The sequence below is a fragment of the Methylobacterium longum genome (genome assembly GCF_022179385.1).
Taxonomy (GTDB): domain Bacteria; phylum Pseudomonadota; class Alphaproteobacteria; order Rhizobiales; family Beijerinckiaceae; genus Methylobacterium; species Methylobacterium longum.
In genome coordinates this window covers 1-17,603 of sequence record NZ_BPQS01000023.1, presented here as the reverse complement: position 1 = coordinate 17,603, position 17,603 = coordinate 1, and the positions used below count along the sequence as shown (strand labels likewise).

Annotated in this window: 20 protein-coding genes; 15 read left to right on the top strand and 5 right to left on the bottom strand. The window is 63.0% G+C overall.

Translation table 11 applies throughout. The annotated features are described in order from the left end of the window. The first annotated feature begins 30 nt into the window (after positions 1 to 30). The 3 genes from MFF58_RS19020 to MFF58_RS19010 all read left to right on the top strand — a co-directional run bounded on the left by MFF58_RS19020 (position 31) and on the right by MFF58_RS19010 (position 2,491). Entirely contained in the window at positions 31 to 432 is a 402-nt protein-coding gene (locus MFF58_RS19020) for a DUF983 domain-containing protein (protein WP_238290406.1), read from the top strand. A gap of 455 nt (positions 433 to 887) precedes the next feature. Further along, entirely contained in the window at positions 888 to 2,153 is a 1,266-nt protein-coding gene (locus tag MFF58_RS19015) for a cytochrome P450 (protein WP_238290405.1), read from the top strand. A gap of 104 nt (positions 2,154 to 2,257) precedes the next feature. Further along, positions 2,258 to 2,491 (top strand): hypothetical protein, encoded by a 234-nt coding sequence (locus tag MFF58_RS19010; protein ID WP_238290404.1) that lies wholly within the window; start codon positions 2,258 to 2,260, stop codon positions 2,489 to 2,491. A 122-nt stretch (positions 2,492 to 2,613) separates the two neighbouring features. Here MFF58_RS19010 and MFF58_RS19005 read toward each other — a convergent pair whose 3' ends face one another. Continuing rightward, the gene (locus MFF58_RS19005) at positions 2,614 to 3,270 is read right to left on the bottom strand and encodes a metallophosphoesterase family protein (RefSeq protein WP_238290403.1); all 657 of its coding nucleotides are present in this window, start codon (positions 3,268 to 3,270) and stop codon (positions 2,614 to 2,616) included. Between the two features lie 99 nt (positions 3,271 to 3,369). Here MFF58_RS19005 and MFF58_RS19000 point away from each other — a divergent pair, with 99 nt between their 5' ends. Beyond that, on the top strand, positions 3,370 to 3,678 hold the full coding sequence (locus tag MFF58_RS19000) for a PilZ domain-containing protein (protein WP_238290402.1): 309 nt from the start codon (positions 3,370 to 3,372) through the stop codon (positions 3,676 to 3,678). 608 nt (positions 3,679 to 4,286) lie between these two features. On the opposite strand, the gene MFF58_RS18995 is transcribed toward MFF58_RS19000, so the two are convergent. Next, entirely contained in the window at positions 4,287 to 4,883 is a 597-nt protein-coding gene (locus tag MFF58_RS18995; RefSeq protein WP_238290401.1) for a recombinase family protein, read from the bottom strand. A gap of 211 nt (positions 4,884 to 5,094) precedes the next feature. On the opposite strand from MFF58_RS18995, the gene MFF58_RS18990 reads away from it, so the two are divergent. The 3 genes from MFF58_RS18990 to MFF58_RS18980 all read left to right on the top strand — a co-directional run bounded on the left by MFF58_RS18990 (position 5,095) and on the right by MFF58_RS18980 (position 6,943). Beyond that, positions 5,095 to 5,442: a TM2 domain-containing protein gene (locus MFF58_RS18990; RefSeq protein ID WP_238290400.1), complete on the top strand. Its 348-nt coding sequence runs from the start codon at positions 5,095 to 5,097 to the stop codon at positions 5,440 to 5,442. Positions 5,443 to 5,449: 7 nt separating this feature from the next. Then, on the top strand, positions 5,450 to 6,145 hold the full coding sequence (locus MFF58_RS18985; protein ID WP_238290399.1) for an SH3 domain-containing protein: 696 nt from the start codon (positions 5,450 to 5,452) through the stop codon (positions 6,143 to 6,145). A gap of 186 nt (positions 6,146 to 6,331) precedes the next feature. Further along, positions 6,332 to 6,943: a MerR family transcriptional regulator gene (locus tag MFF58_RS18980; RefSeq protein ID WP_238290397.1), complete on the top strand. Its 612-nt coding sequence runs from the start codon at positions 6,332 to 6,334 to the stop codon at positions 6,941 to 6,943. 126 nt (positions 6,944 to 7,069) lie between these two features. On the opposite strand, the gene MFF58_RS18975 is transcribed toward MFF58_RS18980, so the two are convergent. Further along, entirely contained in the window at positions 7,070 to 8,236 is a 1,167-nt protein-coding gene (locus MFF58_RS18975; RefSeq protein ID WP_238290395.1) for an IS701 family transposase, read from the bottom strand. 474 nt (positions 8,237 to 8,710) lie between these two features. Between MFF58_RS18975 and MFF58_RS18970 the strand changes: the two genes are divergently transcribed. The 4 genes from MFF58_RS18970 (at position 8,711) to MFF58_RS18955 (ending at position 13,924) form a co-directional block, all read left to right on the top strand. Continuing rightward, positions 8,711 to 9,292 (top strand): hypothetical protein, encoded by a 582-nt coding sequence (locus MFF58_RS18970; RefSeq protein WP_238290393.1) that lies wholly within the window; start codon positions 8,711 to 8,713, stop codon positions 9,290 to 9,292. Positions 9,293 to 9,673: 381 nt separating this feature from the next. Beyond that, positions 9,674 to 12,079 carry a hypothetical protein gene (locus tag MFF58_RS18965; RefSeq protein WP_238290391.1) on the top strand — a complete coding sequence of 802 codons (2,406 nt, stop codon included), beginning with the start codon at positions 9,674 to 9,676 and terminating at the stop codon, positions 12,077 to 12,079. 263 nt (positions 12,080 to 12,342) lie between these two features. After that, positions 12,343 to 12,780 carry a hypothetical protein gene (locus tag MFF58_RS18960; RefSeq protein WP_238290389.1) on the top strand — a complete coding sequence of 146 codons (438 nt, stop codon included), beginning with the start codon at positions 12,343 to 12,345 and terminating at the stop codon, positions 12,778 to 12,780. A gap of 79 nt (positions 12,781 to 12,859) precedes the next feature. After that, a complete protein-coding gene (locus tag MFF58_RS18955; protein WP_238290387.1) occupies positions 12,860 to 13,924 on the top strand; it encodes a tyrosine-type recombinase/integrase in 1,065 nt (354 codons plus the stop codon). A gap of 69 nt (positions 13,925 to 13,993) precedes the next feature. Here MFF58_RS18955 and MFF58_RS18950 read toward each other — a convergent pair whose 3' ends face one another. Next, positions 13,994 to 14,389 (bottom strand): VOC family protein, encoded by a 396-nt coding sequence (locus MFF58_RS18950; protein ID WP_238290386.1) that lies wholly within the window; start codon positions 14,387 to 14,389, stop codon positions 13,994 to 13,996. A gap of 399 nt (positions 14,390 to 14,788) precedes the next feature. Between MFF58_RS18950 and MFF58_RS18945 the strand changes: the two genes are divergently transcribed. The 3 genes from MFF58_RS18945 (at position 14,789) to MFF58_RS18935 (ending at position 16,831) form a co-directional block, all read left to right on the top strand. Then, positions 14,789 to 15,400 (top strand): transposase, encoded by a 612-nt coding sequence (locus MFF58_RS18945; RefSeq protein WP_238290385.1) that lies wholly within the window; start codon positions 14,789 to 14,791, stop codon positions 15,398 to 15,400. 3 nt (positions 15,401 to 15,403) lie between these two features. Beyond that, positions 15,404 to 16,141: a hypothetical protein gene (locus tag MFF58_RS18940; RefSeq protein WP_238290384.1), complete on the top strand. Its 738-nt coding sequence runs from the start codon at positions 15,404 to 15,406 to the stop codon at positions 16,139 to 16,141. A gap of 327 nt (positions 16,142 to 16,468) precedes the next feature. Continuing rightward, complete coding sequence (locus MFF58_RS18935) at positions 16,469 to 16,831, top strand: hypothetical protein (RefSeq protein ID WP_238290383.1); 363 nt, start codon at positions 16,469 to 16,471, stop codon at positions 16,829 to 16,831. Here MFF58_RS18935 and MFF58_RS32605 read toward each other — a convergent pair. Next, a complete protein-coding gene (locus tag MFF58_RS32605; RefSeq protein WP_373323361.1) occupies positions 16,740 to 17,069 on the bottom strand; it encodes a DUF6894 family protein in 330 nt (109 codons plus the stop codon). The genes MFF58_RS18935 and MFF58_RS32605 overlap by 92 nt on opposite strands. Positions 17,070 to 17,336: 267 nt before the next feature. On the opposite strand from MFF58_RS32605, the gene MFF58_RS18930 reads away from it, so the two are divergent. After that, positions 17,337 to 17,540: a hypothetical protein gene (locus tag MFF58_RS18930; RefSeq protein WP_238290382.1), complete on the top strand. Its 204-nt coding sequence runs from the start codon at positions 17,337 to 17,339 to the stop codon at positions 17,538 to 17,540. Positions 17,541 to 17,603 lie beyond the last annotated feature (63 nt).

Genomic DNA, 17,603 nt, shown 5'->3' with positions numbered 1-17,603 from the left:
GGCGCGTTGCACCCTCTGAGAGGAGTCCGCATGGCCGAACCGTCCTATGCCGAGCAGTCACCCATCGGGGTGGCGGTGCGAAGTCGATGTCCGCGATGCGGGCGTGGCCATCTGTTCAGCGGGTTCCTCAAGGTAGCGCCCCGCTGCGACGTGTGTGGCCTCGACTATTCCTTTGCCGATCCCGCCGACGGACCGGCCTTCTTCGTGATGATGACGGCTGCCGTGCCTGCGACCGCGTTCGGGATCTGGCTCGAACTCACCTACTCGCCCCCTCTGTGGGTGCATGCCATCACGACGCTGCCCATCGTGCTAATCGCCTGCACGCTGCCGCTTCGGTTCTTCAAGGGCTGGCTCGTCGCCGAGCAGTATATTCGCAAAGCCGAGGAAGGACGCATTGCGCGGCCTGGGGCCTCCACCCGCGATCCCACCTGAAGGTCAGAGGCTGGCACTGGGTGGCCGTCGGGCGCGACAGCATACGAAATGGTCTACGTACCGCAGCAACTGGTCCACTCTCTCGTCGGAAGCGGTCGATCTCAAGCTCTTCGCGCGGCAGCTTGGCGTCACTTGCCGGCATTCGGCCGGCGCGGCTTGACCCCCGCTCCCGACTCTTCTCGGGCTTTCGGAAGGGCTGCTTGCCGGAGGTCCGAGCAGCCCTGAATGACCGAACCTAGCCGAAAGCCGCTCGTCCGCTTCAGAGAAAATTCCAGCGGAGAAGCAGACGAGACTTTGCCGACCCAGTTCGGCCGTAACTGCCCGCCCTTGACGTCCTCCGAAGCAGCCGCCCGCCGATTGAGGGCGGTAGAACCCGATGGTGTGAACTGCTTGGCTTCGCGGATGTTGACCGAAGTCAGAAGGCGCAGTCCGCGACAGCTTCTGAGAGAACCGCGATGAAGCTGAACGGGCGAACAAGCTCGGCGATACCCCGAGATCGTGCACTGGACAGCACCTTGTCGCTGCTCTCGGAAGGTTACGCGTTCATCCCGAACCGCTGCCGACGGTACGGATCGGACCTGTTCGCTGCGCGGCTCATGTTGAGTCCCGTAGTCTGCATGTCAGGTCGAGAGGCAGCGTCACGCTTCTACGATCATCATCGCTTCACGCGTCGACACGCGCTCCCGCCGACCACATTCGCGCTGATCCAGGACCATGGAAGCGTGATGGTCTTGGACGGTGATGCCCATCGTCACCGCAAGGAGATGTTTCTGTCGCTGGTCGGGGCAGAAGCTCTCCAGCGCTTCTCTGACCTGTTCGCTGAGCACTGGCGCCAGGCCGTGCTTCGCTGGGCGACAAAGGACAGTGTGGTGCTCCTCGACGAGACGCACCGCGTCATCACGGCTGCGGTGTGCGAATGGGCCGGTCTTCCGCTGGCCCCAGAGGAAATCAGCGCGCGGGCGGTCGAGTTTGCCGCCATGGTCGCCGGCACGGGCGCGGTTGGACCGCGCAATTGGCGGGGGCATCTGCTTCGCGCCCGTACCGAGCGCTGGGCGCGGCGAACGATCGAAGAGATCCGGAGTGGCCGCCGCGAAGTCCCGCTGGGTGCTGCCCGGACCGTCGCAACCCATCGCGACGCCGACGGGCGCCTTCTTGATGTCAAAACAGCCGGCGTGGAACTCATCAACGTCCTGCGCCCGACGGTGGCGAACGCCCGCTATGTCGTATTCGCGGCCATAGCGCTTCATGAGCACCCTCACTGGGTCGAGGCTCTCCGCAATGGGGACGAAAGTTCGCGCCAGCGTTTCGCCCTGGAAGTGCGGCGGGTCTTCCCGTTTATCCCGTTCATCGGCGGACGGGTCCGAGAGCCCTTTGAGTGGCGAGGTCATGCGTTCAGGGTTGGCGATTGGGCGCTCATGGACCTCTACGGCACCAATCACGACCCGGATCGGTGGCAGGCGCCGGAGCGCTTCGATCCAGACCGCTTCTGCACCGACGCCATCGATGCGTTTGACTTGATCTCCCATGGCGGCGGCTCAGCCGCGGACGGACACCGCTGCCCCGGCGAGGGCATCACGCAAACTCTGCTCATCGCGGCCGCCGACCTTCTGGTAAGGTCGATGCGCTACGAGGTTCCTCCCCAGGATCTCAGGATTGATCTAGCCTACATTCCGGCGCGCCCCCGGAGCGGATGTGTCCTCTGCAACATACGGCCGGCGTGAGGCTTCGGCACACGCCTGACACCGACGAGTGTGTCAGCCAGCGCGCCAAGGATTGCCTTTCACTCAGGCGATGTCCGACGGCATTCATTCCGCCGATGCAAGGCGTGCAGATGGAGGATGGCAGCCTCAAGCCCGGCGTCTTCGGCTATTGCACCATCGCGGATCGCCAGGAGATCGTCGACTACGCCCAGTGCAGCAAGGTCGCAGTCACGATCGGCGACCTTCTGGGCTTTGAAGCTGCCCGCAGCATGACCGTGCTGGACTGCAAGTCGCACGTGGCCCACCTCGCCGGTCATCGCATGGAGATGCAGCTCAATGTGGCGCGGCCAGCATCCTGAAGAAGACTATCGAGGAAATTAACATCCGTGTCCACACGTTAAAGTATGTGGCAAGACGGTGACGCGCCACCGGCGTTCGCCAGGGATGGGTACGTCGTCAGTGTGGTCCGATGATGATGCCTCTATCCGACTTGAAGGAACTCGACTGGGTGAGGTCGCTCGTCGGTGAAGACGGCCGCAGTCAGATGACCACCGAAGACGCAAGCCGTGTCGAGGTTGACCCTATGCCGACGCACGTCCGGCTCACCGAGGACAAGTGGCGTATGGCCGTGCACGACGAGCTTCCCGAAATCGTAATCCTCGGACAAGAACGGCTCACGGATCCAGAGCCGGGCATGATCGTCCGGATCCGGTGCAGGCGCCCTAGGCCGGAAGCCCGCATGAACATAGTAGCGAAGCGCATCCTCGTGGGCGGTGGGCAGCCTTTTGACCCATCGAACGACGTCGCCGGGTAGCTTCTCCGGCCCGTCGATCCCAAACGACATGAGAGCCTTGTTCCCACCGTTCATGAGCCAGTTCAGCCGCTCGCCCGGCGTATGGAAAGCGTTGATCATCAGGTCCTCGTGGTTGCCCATCAGGCAGACCACATCCTGCGCTTCGCTCCCCTGCAACGCGCGGAGGACTTCGATGACGCCGGCGCTGTCGGGCCCTCGATCGATGTAGTCGCCCAGGAAGACGAGCTTCCGCGGCCTGCTAGCCCTGTGCTCCTCGATGTCGGCGAGCAGCTGGCGCAGATGGTCGGCGCAGCCGTGGATGTCGCCGATGGCGTAGGTCAGCATATCCTGTTCCGCTCAGATTCAGACAATTCGACCGTTCCTCGACACGCGTTTTGCACCTCTGTCGTGCTTCCTTTCCCGAGGTAGCTGAGAGCACCTTGGATGACTGAGCGTCGGACAGAAATTCGTACGCGCCTGAACATCACCGGTATAATCTTGGCCGATGAGCACAGGACCATGCCATGCATCGTCTCCGATCGATCCGCGAGCGGCATCCGGGTCACGCTGCCGTGCGCCGATGAACTGCCAGATGCTTTCATCCTCACGGTAGACGAAACAGGCGAGGCGCTCGTCTGCCGTGCGGCATGGCGGAAGTCTGACCAGATCGGCTGCACGGCTGACGCGCTGATGACCGCATGGCTTGCGCAACCTGCGTTGCGCCGGCAGCCGGCTTGGACCAAAGCGACGTGACCGTGGTGGCTATTGAGCACGGCCGCGCTTCGGCTGCCTTGGTTGAGTAGCTGACGTCCGTCGAACCGCAGCCGAGAGCGCGATGCCGGCGCGCCCACGTGGTGCCGACCAGTCGCGAAGCTAGCAGGACTATTCACTCGCAGTTGTGACCTTTAATCCACCTGAGCCGATATCCGCTTTGGAGATGCTGGCGAAGACGGTCGGATGGCTGGTGTGGGCGCAAAGCCGAATGTCTGCTGACGGGAAGCGGACATAGATCGCAATCCACTCTACGCGTGCGCTAGCCTCGATCCGGGTGCACTAAATCCGTAATTGTTGGACAACACTAGATGCCGAAACCCATTTCATAGCGAGCACTGCTCAATTTGCTATCAATGGCCGAGTCTGGCGAATACCAATTCTCGTCAGCAGTGATATGAGCATAGTCGAGATAACTGCGAGAAAACCGATATAAGAACGACACTGCTATCATTCTGCTCATTCGTTCAGCATCAGAGTGCGTTCATATAATCGCTTGTCAGACAACGGGTTAGCCGTTTTGATGCTTGTTCATGGATCTCGACGCAGTGGCCCAACTGTCTAATTCGGCCCACCTTCCACGCGTGCCGTCAGGGTGTCGATACCGGCTCGACCACATTTTCCAGGTGGGCCGAGCGGGCGGCCGGAAGGTAGCGGTACAGGGTTGAAGCCGTCACCCCGAGCCGTTCAGCGACTGCACTGACCGTCAACGTACCATCCCGCAACAGCACCCTTGCTACGTCGAGATCGGAAGCGCTCAGCACCTTCGGCCGCCCACCGCGTCTTCCCCGTGCTCGCGCCGCCAACAGCCCAGCCATTGTCCGCTCACGGATGATCGACCGCTCAAACTCTGCCAGCGCGCCGAAGATGTGGAACACGAGCTTGCCTCCGGAGGTCGTCGTGTCGATTGCCTCCGTCAGCGAGCAAAGCCCGATCCCACGCCGATCTAGATCGTCGAACGTAGCGATCAGTTGGCTCAGTGAGCGCGCCACGCGGTCGAGCTTCCACACGACGATCGTGTCGCCCGCGGAAACCGATGCCAACGCCGCCTTGAGCTCCGGCCGATCGCGCTGCGCCCCCGATGCCTTCTCGACGTATAGCCGGTCGCATCCAGCACGTTCGAGAGCATCGACCTGGAGCTCAGGGCTCTGGTCCTGCGTCGACACTCGTGCGTAGCCAATCAGCACGTTCCACTCCGTGTCTCATCCGCGGAGGCCCCGCCGGCGCGGCCCCTTTCTCGGAGACGGTTTCGAGAGCCAACGGAGGCCGCGTTGTCCTCTTTGAAATCCTCCCGGACGCCGGTCTCCGAAAAACGCTGGTTTGTCTGAGAGCGGCCAAGCTTGCGGCTGCACAGCCTCTCAGAAGCGGGTCAGCGCGGCTTGGACGGGGAGAAGCGTGATGGGACGGAAGAGTGGGTTCGTGGCATTCATCCTCTGGGGTTGCGGGCTGTTCCTGCTGTGCGGCCTGCACCGGATCTACATCGGACGGTTTTGGACGGGGCTGCTGTGGTTCTTCACGCTCGGCCTGTGCGGGATCGGCCAGCTGATCGATCTGTTCCGCCTCGGCGACATGGTCCGGGTGGCCAACAGCGAGGGCGGTCGTGGCGGTGGTGGCCAGCAGTTCGCCCCGTCGAGCACGGTCGCCCCGGTGTTCAACGTCACGGTGAACGCCGTGCCCGGTGGGGTGATGCCGACGATGCCCGAACAGATCGCGGGCGGTACGTCACCCTTTCTTCCCCGGCAGTGAGGACGGCATGGACCACAGCACGACTCGGGTAGGCTTGTCGTCGCTGGCGGTAGCGTGCGCGTTCGCCGGCGGCCCCGCCCAAGCGACGGCGGACGGCCCGGATCGGTTCGCGGTCCGGGACGTGCGGGCGGACGACACTTTGGCTTTGCGAGCGCAGCCAAACGCGAGCGCGCGGAAGATCACCGGGCTGCCGCCGCAGACCCGTGGGCTGGAGAACCTCGGCTGCGTGGACGGGAAGACCGGGCAAGCGCCGGCAGACATCGAGCCAGCCCGCAATCAGCTCTGGTGCAAGGTCCGCATCAGCAGCTTCGTCGGCTGGGCGTCCGCCCGGTTCCTGCGCGAGGACGCCGAGGTGCTGAAGCCCTACAGCGTCTCCGACGCCCAAATGGGTCCCGAGGGCTTCGTCGCCACTTCCACAGCGATCGAGAAGACGGCGGCGGGCGACGGGCGCTGGAAGGTTCTCACGCAGACAGTCATCAGCCAGCCCAAGACGGGCGACGTACCGAACGAGGTGACCGTCACGTCGCAGCTCGTCGACTGCCGCCCGGGGCGCTCGGAGGTGATCCGTCTGACCGGCGATCCCCCAGGGTACTCAACCCGCATCGAGGACAAGCAGGGTGCCGGCGTCGAGCCTGCCCGGTCTGACTTCGACGAGAACAACCTCTGGTGGTTCGCGTGCCGGGATGTTCTGCGCCGTTATTGATGATGCGAAGTCGTCAGCGCAGTGCAGCATGTCCTGAAAACGAGGGTTTGCACGAAGATGCTCATTTCGACAATGCCAAGCTTGGCCTTTGAGCTGTTTTCCGGAGACAGTTTTACGAGATCGGCCCGTTGAGCTCTCGGTAGGATGGGGGAGGGTCCGCCGCGTCACAGAACGCGGAGGACAGAAATGAGCATCACGATCAAAGAGCTATCGGAACGAGCAGGGGTGAAGATCCCCACGATCCGGTACTATGAGCGGCAGGGACTGCTGCCTGAGCCAGTACGGACGGGGACGGGACAGCGGCGCTACGGATCGGTGGACGTTGCACGCCTGCGCTTTGTGCGCTTCGGTCGCGGGCTCGGAATGGAGATCGACGGGATACGTGCGCTGATCGAGATGGTGGGCGACGGCAACGGCGAAGAGATCATTGTGGCAGCCGATGCTTTAGGCGAGCGGGCTGAGCGGATGGAGGTGCTGTGTGTCTCGCTGCGGCGGGTTTCGGCAGCGATCATCGGCGGCTCGATCGACGAGGCGGAGGCGTTCGATCGGCTCATCACAGGGGAGGGAGCGGAGGTTGCGGTGCCGGTAGAAACCCCTCCCGCACCGAACCCGGATGCAACCGAGGCGCCTCAGGGTCAGAGCAGCCAGCCCATGGACACGACCGTGGTCCAGGAAGAGGCATCAACGGCAGTCGAGCTAGCCGCGGAAGAACCTACGGCAAAGGCAGCACCGGAAGGGGATGCACCCGAGACACCGCTTTCCAAGCCGAAACGCAAAAGGACCCGCGCAAAGCTCTGATGGGTAGGATGGCGGTGTCCCCGCCGTCCACCGATGATTACAGTCCCGGGATCGAGCCCGTCGCATATCCGGGCCGATCCGTGCATCGGAACGGGATCGCGAGGGGCAAGAGCCACACGGCTGATGTCAGCACTTGCACTCCCGGAGCGCCGCAAGGCACACCATCAAGGCATGTCGGTGCAGCCCTACCCAAGATCGGCCCTGATAAGCGGTAAGCCCGAATTCGCCCTTAACCCGTTCAATCATTTCGCGGACGAGCCAAAGATTCCGAATCGAGTCCACTAGGCGAACCTCGGCAGTATTTGGCGGAAGGTTTGACATCCACCAACTTGACTGATTTCTGCCGTTCGACTGCATCCATATCCATACCCTTCCCGGCGAAGTCATTGCCCCATGCCTATCGCGCTGCGGCTTGGTCCGGGATACATCTTGGAATTTAGCAATCACCGGCTCATATTTGCCCGACCAGTCGCATCGCCTCATCTGCCGACCGGAATCGCGGTGGATAATATCAAAAGCTCTTTCAGCTTCTGCTTTGAATTTGACGTTATGCCTTTTACCCTGAGACGTTGATTTATTTTCCCTCTGGTAAAATTCGTCGCGCTCTGAGATCGGCAGCACCCATCCGGTCTCCCACTCCGCGAGTTTTTCCCGGAAGTATTCGGTGCCGCAATGCACCGGGGCGACGACGACACCGAACCTTACGCCGAGATCGCGCAGTCGTCCGATCTCCCGTACGACGATCCAATCAGTCTCATAGGCGGCCTGATCATCGGCGGCGCTCAGAGCCTCGGGTATCCCCGCCGCCAAGCGCTTGGCCGGATCGTCGATCCATGCGCGGGGGAGAACCAGTCGGATGGCGACCGGGATGGTCTTGCCCTCCGAGGCGAGCGATAAGGAGACCAGAGCCTGGAAGTTGGCACGCTTGCCGGTCGCACTGTCGACCCGCCGTGCCACCCCGACCGACGCCGTCCCCTTCTTCGGCAGCACAATATCGTCGACGACGAGGCAAGCGCGGTCGCCGCCGACGAGGTCGTTCGCCTCCAACGCGAGCTGATCGCAGAGGATGCTGCAGTCGCGCGCAACGTCGGTGAGGAACCGTTGCAGCTGTACGCGGCCCTTCGGTTGCGAGGATCCCGCGATGGAGCGGACTGTCTTCCGGCTGCGGTCACCGCATAAGCCCTCGATATAGGCGCGCGCGCGCTCCCTGTCCTTGCCCCCAACGATCGCTTCCAGGACGCGGTCGAGCCGCGCGTCTCCGGGTAAGCGGCCATCGGCCTGTTCATCTGGCATTGCGCGCCGCGCTCCAAAAAGCGACATGCCATGAATATGAACAACTAGGATACTCGTCAATAACCTATTTGCTCATTTGGGCGGGCATACAAACGCGAGGCGCCGAACAAAAATCAGCATTTTTGTCATGGCATTAGCTCAAGCTCGTTGATCGAACGCAATCAGCGATCCGCGTTCACAAGCACAGATAGTGTACATCAACTGGCAGCGGACTAACCTAATCTTGCACAAATCCCAAAAATTGCGTTACATACGGCTGGTCAGCGGCAGCGGCGGAACAATAACCAAACCCAAGGCCGACAAATCTGAATCATACAACTGCGCAGGTAACACTTTACGGGCAGCGATCCGCCCGTCGCGCGCGGCTGAAGCGACCGTATGCATCGCGCTGGCGGACGACGAACGTAGGGTCTTCGCTTAGCCCAGCAGCATGCAATTGATCGAGCGCACAGCGTATGAATCAATCTAGTCCATATGCTTCAATTTGAAGCCAAACATGACGAGGAAATCATGCAAACTATGCCCGATGCTCAGGGAATGCTGGCGCTCGACAGAACGCTCGTTCAAATTATCGCCGCTCATCCCTCCGAGACTCTGGTCGGGTTGGGACACGGCCAAGGGGAGGGTTTTGCGAAGTATCTCAAGACGGCAGAAGACGCTGGCTACGCAATGCATCGCAGCACGACGGAATACGAACTGGCCGAGAACATCAGGACCGTAGATGGGATCACACTCGCCCTCGTAGTGCAGGATTTTCTACCCAAGTCTCTCCGAGGTATTATTACGGCAGCATGCGAAAAATACGAACCATTTTATTTTATACACATCTCCTCCTGCTTCGGGATAGACCCAGAGACACACCATCGATCGATTATCACGAGTTTCTGCTCGGATGCATTCACCGATAGTCCGGCGTGCAAGAGGGTGTCGGAAGCTACATACAAAGCTTTCGACACAGCCAACGCCGAAGCTTTGGGCATCGATGATAGATCCCTCATGGACCTCGATGATTTGTTTGCCGCCATTACGCGCAGATTGAAGAAATCAACTGAATAGAAACTCTCTCCGACAGCAACAGCTTCGATAATGACTAAGCAATCTATCAGCCCCGCGAGGGCCTACACCGAAGAAGAGTGGTACGAGGCTTCGCGCGTGAGCGGAACCTCGACCACCTCTGACGACATCGAGGCGGCGGTAGACGCTGGGAGTGCTGCGGCGGACGCGATCAGCGCGCACCCCGCCGACACGATCGCGGTGGCGCACGCCGCCCCAGGGCGAGACGATCGAAGTCATTCTACCCCCCGGTCGTCCTACGTCCCACTGGTCGCTCACGAGGCGGCACTGGACGGCCGGCGCCCACCCGGCAGCGGTTTCGTGACCGAGCCCGCCAAAAGGTCTGATGAGCCCCCGGCGGATGCGGATTGGGAGGCGCTCCTCATGGACGCCTTCGGTTTCTCGTCTTCGACCGACACTGCTTCGCCGGCACATCCAGCGGAGGCGATCGACCATTCCCTCGGCAGAGGTCCAGATCTCGGGCGCGACGGCTCCAAAGCTAAGCGCGCGGATGCCGAGCCCCGACGCTCCGGGTCGGGCGAGCCAGATCTCGATCCCTCCTCGATCGCCTACGTCGCGGCGGAGGTCGAACCTGCTCTTTCCAATCGCCTTTTGTCGGCAGGTGCCGAACCTACCACATCAGGTGATTCCGACGCGACATGGACGAACGAGAACTTTGCTAAGTTCTTCGGCGATGCCGCCGTTGAGAGCGCACGGTTACAGGCGACCGCCCCCGGAAAGCCTAGCGCATTTCCGCCAATCCGCGTGACGAGCGGGCTGCGCGCGTCCGTCGAGGCCATCCGGGCGGCGCAGGCCACGGAGGCTGCCACCGAGGAGGCGAAGGTCGAACCCCGCCGCCGGGGCCGGAACCGTAAGACCCGCGCCGTCAATGCGCTGCGGGGCCTCGTCGAGGACGATTCCCGCTACCAGGGAGCGAAGGAGGTCGTCGCCGAGACCCGCCGCCGCTACGACGAGATCCTGACCACAGCGGCGTCCAATCGGCACAAGGTCGACGCCGCACAGAAAGCCTTTGCCGACAGCATCGTCCTCGAGGTCGATTTCCACCTTTCGCATCTCGCCTCGGTAGCCGACCGGATCGAGCGGTGTGGCACCCACGGGAGGTTAGCCTGCGGGTCGTACTGGTGCACTCACTGCCGCAACCGATACGCCGCCCGCCTGATCGAGGACACCCGGCCGCAGTTGGAGCAGCGCTACGGCACCGATCTCGAGAAGGCCCGCCTCAACCTCCTGCACGCCACGATCCTCAACGACATCGTCCTCCCCGACCCCGATCTCGATAGAGAGCACCTCGCCGATTTCGACGCCTCCATCGTCCGGCGCGACGCCCGCGAGATGCTAGGCTACCTACGTCGTTGGCAGGAGGACTGCCGTAGCGCGATGTCGGCCGTGCTGATGAAAAGCGGGTTGAGCTTGGAGCTGGCCGAGAATCGGATTGGGCTTACCGATCGAGACAGGCGGTTCTACCATCCCGACAACGTCACGGCCGACGCCGACCGGCTGATCGGATGGAACGACGTCATCATCGAAGCTCGGAACCACTTCAAATCCCGGCGCAAACGACCAGACCTAGAGTCTTCTGAGCTGGTCTCCTGCCGCGATGACGAGCGATACGAAGCGTATCTCTGGCAGCTGCACAAGGCGACCCCGTTGAATCGAGAGGACATCGTCACGCTCGCCCAGGGGTTCCAGTGTATCTATCGCGAATTCACCGGGATCACGAAGACGAACTACCCCGAACGGCTCAAATATAAGAGCTCAATCGAGAAGGTGATGAAGCGTGAGCGGAAGAAGCTCTACCGCATCAACAAAGATGATCAGCTTCCGGGCGTCTCAGTCACCGGCATGTTCGAGTTGGAGCTCATCGACCTCCGCCACGCGATCGGTGGAGATCATCAGCACAGCGTCAAGGCCAAAACCCTACGCGTCCTCGCCACACAGGAGCGTAAGCCGACGAAGAAGCGCAAGAAGGACGAGAAGATCTCATTCGAGACGGAGCGGCGCCGGATGAAGCTCGGCGCGAAAATGCGGCTGCTCGACGAGGCGCGGGCGCGGATCGCCGCCAACGAGGACTTGGCGGAGGCCGAATTCCCTGGCCTGCAGTATGCAGTCCTCCTGCACATGCACGTCCTCATCGATCTCAACGGGACGCCGCGGGAAGATCTCGAACGGTGGCTGACGGGCAAAGGCGCTAGCACCCGGAGGTTCTCCGGGCAGTGGCCGCTTCCCTATCAGGTGATGGTCAAGGGCCTGTACGAAAACAAGCCGGTCGATGACAGCATCCGGGACATCAGCTTTTACGCGATCAAGGCACCTCTCACGTTCAACTACGAGAACACGGCACCGAAGCGCGACGAGGACCTGCCGGAGTCGGACCCCAAACACTTCTCCGACGAGGCGCTTGCGATCCTTGCGTGGCTGCAACAGGGGATCGGCCACGAGAGGCTGAGGATCGCGATCAACTGGCCCGGGGCAGAGCAGGAGAAGCGCGGCCCCAAACCCAAGCACGTGCCGATCCCGAAGATGACCGAGGACGAGCTGGACGAGGCACTCGCTGCCCGTGGGTCGAGCTTGCCCAGACCGCCGGCCGGCGCGACCGATATCGGCTTCCTGTTCGAGGAGGCAGAGGAGGGCCCTCAGGCCGCCTATTTCCCCGAGGCGAGCACATCGGCGGCGTGTGAGGGGGATGCCTCAGAGGCTACCGACGATCAGGACTCACCGGATGGGCCTACGTCGGACCCAAGTGATCGGGGTCAGGGCGAACGGGAGTGATACGACACTGCTCCCTTCACCCAGTACGACCAAGGCGGCGGCAGGCGCGACCATAAACTAGGTAGCACAAGGCGTTAGCTCCCGCTCGAGATCTCAGGCAGAGCCGAGCCGCACGGCCGACTGTCTAATTCGCTCCCCCGTGGCCCAGGGCATTCGGGCCAACAACCCCATCGCGATGATCCAGGCGCCGCTGCAAAAGGAGCGGGAACGGCCGAGCCATGCCTCGGACGATCGGGTCATCGCGTCCGCAATCGGAGGCACCCATGACCATCGACCCGACGCGTATCGACAAAGATCATCTACGCGAACTCCGGCACAGCGTCGCCCGCGCGTACGGCATCGATCCCCACAGACAATACACGGAGCGGGCAGCCGCCAACCTGCTCGTCCCACCCGACAAGCGACAGGGTGGCCGAGGCGACGTCTCGACCCTCAAGCGCAAGCGACGCTCCGGCAAGATCCCCCACGTGCCACTCGGCGACAGCTCCGTCGCCTACCTCGGGATGATGCTGTGCGACTTCCTCGCCTTCGGGGAGCGCTCCGTCCTGCTCTGGGGCTGCGGGAAGGATGGAAGCGAGGGCGGTGACGGCGATCCAAACCCAGCAGGTGGCCCTGCTCCTCAACCCCGAGATGGGGGAGGGCGGAACAAAGCGCAGGCAGAGGTTGTGGGAGCCTTCGATGAGCCGGTACACGAAGCGTGAGCACGCCGCGGGCCGGTATTGGCTCCACAGACGCCCGAACAGTCCAGCCTGGTGCATTTGTTGGATGGATGGGCGGCAGGTGCGGCGCAAGTCGACCGGCACCGACGATCTCAACGCCGCATTGCGCGCGCTGAAGGCGCATTTCTTGGCGGAGGATACGCCCGACGTTCAGGACGTCTCCCGGGTTCCGATCGCAGACATCGTCCTCGCCTACTACCTCCAACACGGTCAGCACCTGACCTCCCGGAAGTGGCTCAAGTACGCCATCGACCACTGGGTTCGGTTCTATGGCGAGACGGAGAGTGTCTGGGCGGCGACCCGTCCCGCTCGCATTGAGCGCTTCATCGATGATCTCCGGCGGCGCGAGCTAAAATCCTCTTCGATCAACAACGTGCTGACAGCTGGGAAGGCAGCGCTCAGCCGATCTTGGCGGCGTGGCGAGCTGACCCGTCAAGTTCACGTACCGAGCGTCAAAGTGACGAAGGTGCAGCCAAAGGGGCGGCCGCTGTCCGTTGAGGAGTGCGCGGCCTGGCTCGACGCGTCGGCTCCGCACTTCCATGCCCTGCTATTCATCTGCCTTGCCACTGGAAGCAGACCCGAGGCGGTGAAACAGCTGCGTTGGGCTCAGGTCGATTTCGACGACGGCCTGCTGCACCTCAACCCCGAAGAGCGTGCGCAGACATCGAAGCGGCGCCCGGTCGTGAAGATGCCGCCGAGCCTGATCGCATATCTGCGTCAGCTTCCGCGCGAATCAGATTATGTCGTCAGCTTCCGGGGAAAGCCCGTTGACCGGTACTACACCGCGCTAGGCGAAAGTAGGCGGCGAGCAGGACTTGATAGCCGGGTGAACCTCTACAGCCCACGTCACACGGTGGCACGCTGGCTGCGCAAGGAGCGGGTGCCATTCGAGGAGGTGGCGGGCCAGCTCGGGCACCGGGTCCCAGGCTTTGCGATCACCGAGATCTACGCAGCGTACTCGCCGGACTACCAGGCCCTCGCCACCGCGGCAATCGAGCGGCTACTTCAGACGATCGCGATGCAAAGTCAGTCGAGTCAGTTCCTTATCCTACGAGGAGCGAGGCCGACGGGGCATGTAGGCGTATGCGCTTCCGGGCCGGGGGCAGTTGGTTTGAACGAAACGTAGGGTCCGCGGTGATCGTGGCCTACTAGGGTCCGCGGTCCCATGGATGCACGGACGAGATCGCCGTGAAGGTCATCCGAGCGTGATGTCATACGAGGCGAGCTCGGGCAGCATCGCTTCGACGACGAAGTCCACGAACGCTGCCGGCACGTCCAGGTAGAACTCCTGTTCGGAGTAGGCGCCGATGCGGGCGGGCAGCCCCCGCGCGGTGAACCAAGACGCCAGGCGCCGCAGATCGGCCTCCGGGGTATCGCTGAGGAACGAGACCTGCGAACGCTCTCGGTCAGGATCGCGGTGCCCGGCATCACTGCGGCTGAGCTGCAGATCCACATTGGCCCCAGTCTGCCGCAACCACACGGCGCGTTCGTTGCGCCGCAGCTCCACGAAACCGAGCTGCTGGACGAACATGTCCACCACGATCTCGAAGTGGTCCGGATTGACGCGATTGGCAACGTGGTTGAACCGCAAGATCTGGCTCCATCCTTACGGGCGGTAATATCTCTGCGTCGACCAGCAGCTGACCGATCGCCCATCATGATTTCGCACGGTGCTATGTGGTAGGGGTGCTACCCCGTGCAATTCGAGCTTCAGATAACAACCGCTACGATCCGAGGTGGGTCGGCACGGCAGGCCAGCGCGCGGACGGTTTTCGTCCCACCAGTATTCGAACGTCTACTTCTCCACCCCAGGCGAGTCTGGATTCGTTGCGCAAAACCGGACGTTCGGCTTTGCGCCCCCTACGGCCATTCAGCGGCGTTCGGCGGCTTCTTAGCTCGACTTTGGCCATTTGCGGCTCGTCGAGTGGGCGGAGGTGACGAAGCGGGCGTGACGGATAGGCTGGTGGCGTCCCCGCCAAGAGACACCGCCATGCTGCCCCTGCCTGCCCGCTTCGCCGGGATCATCCTGGCGTTCGCACCGCTGTTCGTCCACCGCTCGTGGCGACACGCCCAGAACCTGCTGGTCGGCGCGATCCTCACGCCGGGGCAGCGCACGGTGACGAGCGTCCTGCGCATCTTGGGCCGCGCGCAGGAGCGGCGGTTCGTGAACGTCCACCGCATCCTCAACCGGGCGGCGTGGTGCCCGCGCTCCGGCAGCCGCATTCTGCTCTGTCTCCTCGTCGACGCGTTCGCGCCGCGCGGTCCAGTCATCCTGGGGCTGGACGATACGATCGAGCGCCGCCGCGGCAAGCGGATCGCGGCCAAGGGTATCTACCGTGATCCGGTTCGCTCCTCCGACAGCCACTTCGTCAAGGCGAGCGGGCTGCGCTGGATGAGCCTGATGGTGCTCGCCCCGATCCCCTGGGCGGGGCGCGTCTGGGCGCTGCCGTTTCTGACCGCGCTGGTGCCGTCCGAGCGCGCCTGTCGTGAACGGGGCCGTCGGCACAAGCCTCTGCTCGACGTCGGGCGTCAACTCGCCCTCCAGGCGCGGCGCTGGCTGCCGGGACGCGACCTCATAGTGGTGGGCGACAGCGGCTTCTAGGCCTTGCTGTTCCTCGACGCGATGCGCCGCGCTCGCATCACGGCGATCACTCGCCTGCGGCTAGATGCCGCTCCCTACGATCCCGCCCCGCCGCGCCCGCCCGGCACGATCGGGCGCCCGCAGACCAAAGGCGCGCGGCTGCCGACGCTCGCTGCGATCCTCGCGGCCAAGGAAACGCGCTGGCACGCGGTCGTGGTGCCCGGCTGGTACGGGGCGGGCGAGCGCACCCTTGAGATCGCCTCCGGGACCGCCGTGTGGCGGCACGGCGGTCTGCCGGTCGTGCCGATCCGATGGGTGCTGGTGCGCGATCCCGAGAGCCGCTTTGCACCGCAGGCCCTGCTCTGCACCGAACCGACGCGCGAGCCCGCGCAGATCGTGGGGTGGTTCGTGCGTCGCTGGACCGTTGAGGTCACCTTCCAGGAAGCGCGCGCCCATCTTGGGGTCGAGACGCAGCGGCAGTGGTCCGACACGGCGATCGCCCGCACCACGCCCTGCCTGCTCGCCCTGTTCTCGATCGTCACATTGCTGGCCGCACGGCTCCCGGCTCGCCAACGGCGACGCGTCGCGGCCGCCGCGTGGTACCCCAAACCACGCCCGACCTTCGCCGATGCACTGGCTGCCGTGCGCTGTGCGATCTGGCGCGAGCGGACTTTGGCAACATCACCGCGCCGACGCGCCCGAACAAAACCCCGCTTCCGTTTGCCAGCGCCCTGGGCCTATGCCCTCTGCCACGCCGCATGAATGGCCAAAGTCGAGCTTAGAAGCGGACATCGGCTTGAGCCTGACCACACCATGTCGGCCATGGACATCTACAGTCTGCATCCCCGAATGCCCCATCGCGACTGGCGTCGTGATCGGCAAGCGCTTAATGCCGCCGCTCGGCAGTCGAACGCGACGCGGTGGCATTAGGCTCATGGATCAAGAAAGGCTGACGACAAGCGGTGGCTGGCCTCGACCTATGTGGCTTTCTAATAATCCGCGCGGTTTACAGCGCAGACATGCCTATCACCGGTTGAACTTGTGAGCTTGGCTCCACGTTTCCTCTCTAAAATGCTGGAGGAGGCGCCGATGCTGAGTGGCTGCTGGCTCTACGAGACCCCGCAGGGGGTATTCCGCATTGAATGGACTCGAATCGGCGCGCGAAGCTGCTTTGCCGTCATCTTCGAGCAGGATCTTCTCGGCTGCTACGACACGGCAGCCGGCGCTTTGACAGCTCTGGTCCAGGGTGAGACGCCGAAGCCTCGGTGTGGGCTGAATATCCAGCGTTTGAATTTGCCGCAGTCCGTGGTGAGCTGGACCTTCTGTCCAGCCACCGACGACTTCGACAGGTCACCTTCCCTCAGGCACGCGCTCCAGGCTGCCGGGATGATGCGCGAGAGCGACGCTTCCGCACCGCCGAAGCAGGCTCTTCATCCGGGAGCAAGTCCGTAAACGGCACGGTGAAGAACGGCTTATGATCGGCGTCCGCTACGGCGAAGCGGTAGCTCCTGAGCTGCGGATTGCGTTCACAATCGCCTGACGAGGTGAAGCCAGCCCCGTGGCGCGCGAGGGACAACGCGGCGCTGTCATCGGAGCACTCGAGGCCCTGATAGTCCCAGCAGACCACCCCTCTCGGTGATTGAACGTCGAAGAAGTATTGTGGCACGGTTTTCCTCCGCGCCCCCTTCATCGCTCGGCTTCGCCGTTGTCTGTTTTGTTCGAGAGAATGTTGCACCGATTGATCGGTCTGTCACGCGCGCGAAGCAGGCTCAAAGTCGAACTGGCACGACGGCGCAAGGCCCTCGCCGGAGATGCAGCGTCACCAGCGAAGGGCGCCGAGGGGGCAGCGGGCGACCTGAACCGATTAGGCCCGGCGAGAATCTGCAGGGATCGTAGGACGGGCAGAGCCATTCCGTGGCATCATGCGTCCGGACGGTACGGTGAATGAGGTCTCGCGATGACCGAGGCTGATATCCAGGACGCGCTCGGTGCCGTGGAGCGGGCCTTGAAGCACGCTTCGGATGCGGAACGCTGCGCCAAGCACGGCCTCAAAGAGGATCAGAGCGGGTCAGCGCATCAGGCATGGCAGTCCGCTTCGATGGTTGTGCGCGAGCTAGGGTGTGAACCGAACCAAGCCGTTGCAGGGTTTGTGGTTTTATGATTCAGGGCCGCCCTTTACACCGTGGAGGCGGCGATGGCGGACCTGTTCTGGCTCTCGGACGAG

Bases quoted from the DNA above. Each gene is read 5' to 3' on its own strand.
- MFF58_RS18985 (WP_238290399.1), top strand. From the start codon at position 5,450: ATGGACCACAGCACGACTCGGGTAGGCTTGTCGTCGCTGGCGGTAGCG.
- MFF58_RS18980 (WP_238290397.1), top strand. From the start codon at position 6,332: ATGAGCATCACGATCAAAGAGCTATCGGAACGAGCAGGGGTGAAGATC.
- MFF58_RS19005 (WP_238290403.1), bottom strand. From the start codon at position 3,270: ATGCTGACCTACGCCATCGGCGACATCCACGGCTGCGCCGACCATCTG.
- MFF58_RS18945 (WP_238290385.1), top strand. From the start codon at position 14,789: ATGCTGCCCCTGCCTGCCCGCTTCGCCGGGATCATCCTGGCGTTCGCA.
- MFF58_RS18935 (WP_238290383.1), top strand. From the start codon at position 16,469: ATGCTGAGTGGCTGCTGGCTCTACGAGACCCCGCAGGGGGTATTCCGC.
- MFF58_RS32605 (WP_373323361.1), bottom strand. From the start codon at position 17,069: ATGAAGGGGGCGCGGAGGAAAACCGTGCCACAATACTTCTTCGACGTT.
- MFF58_RS18970 (WP_238290393.1), top strand. From the start codon at position 8,711: ATGCTTCAATTTGAAGCCAAACATGACGAGGAAATCATGCAAACTATG.
- MFF58_RS18990 (WP_238290400.1), top strand. From the start codon at position 5,095: ATGGGACGGAAGAGTGGGTTCGTGGCATTCATCCTCTGGGGTTGCGGG.
- MFF58_RS19020 (WP_238290406.1), top strand. From the start codon at position 31: ATGGCCGAACCGTCCTATGCCGAGCAGTCACCCATCGGGGTGGCGGTG.
- MFF58_RS19000 (WP_238290402.1), top strand. From the start codon at position 3,370: ATGACTGAGCGTCGGACAGAAATTCGTACGCGCCTGAACATCACCGGT.
- MFF58_RS18965 (WP_238290391.1), top strand. From the start codon at position 9,674: ATGGACGCCTTCGGTTTCTCGTCTTCGACCGACACTGCTTCGCCGGCA.
- MFF58_RS18930 (WP_238290382.1), top strand. From the start codon at position 17,337: ATGACCGAGGCTGATATCCAGGACGCGCTCGGTGCCGTGGAGCGGGCC.
- MFF58_RS18975 (WP_238290395.1), bottom strand. From the start codon at position 8,236: ATGCCAGATGAACAGGCCGATGGCCGCTTACCCGGAGACGCGCGGCTC.
- MFF58_RS19015 (WP_238290405.1), top strand. From the start codon at position 888: ATGAAGCTGAACGGGCGAACAAGCTCGGCGATACCCCGAGATCGTGCA.
- MFF58_RS18960 (WP_238290389.1), top strand. From the start codon at position 12,343: ATGACCATCGACCCGACGCGTATCGACAAAGATCATCTACGCGAACTC.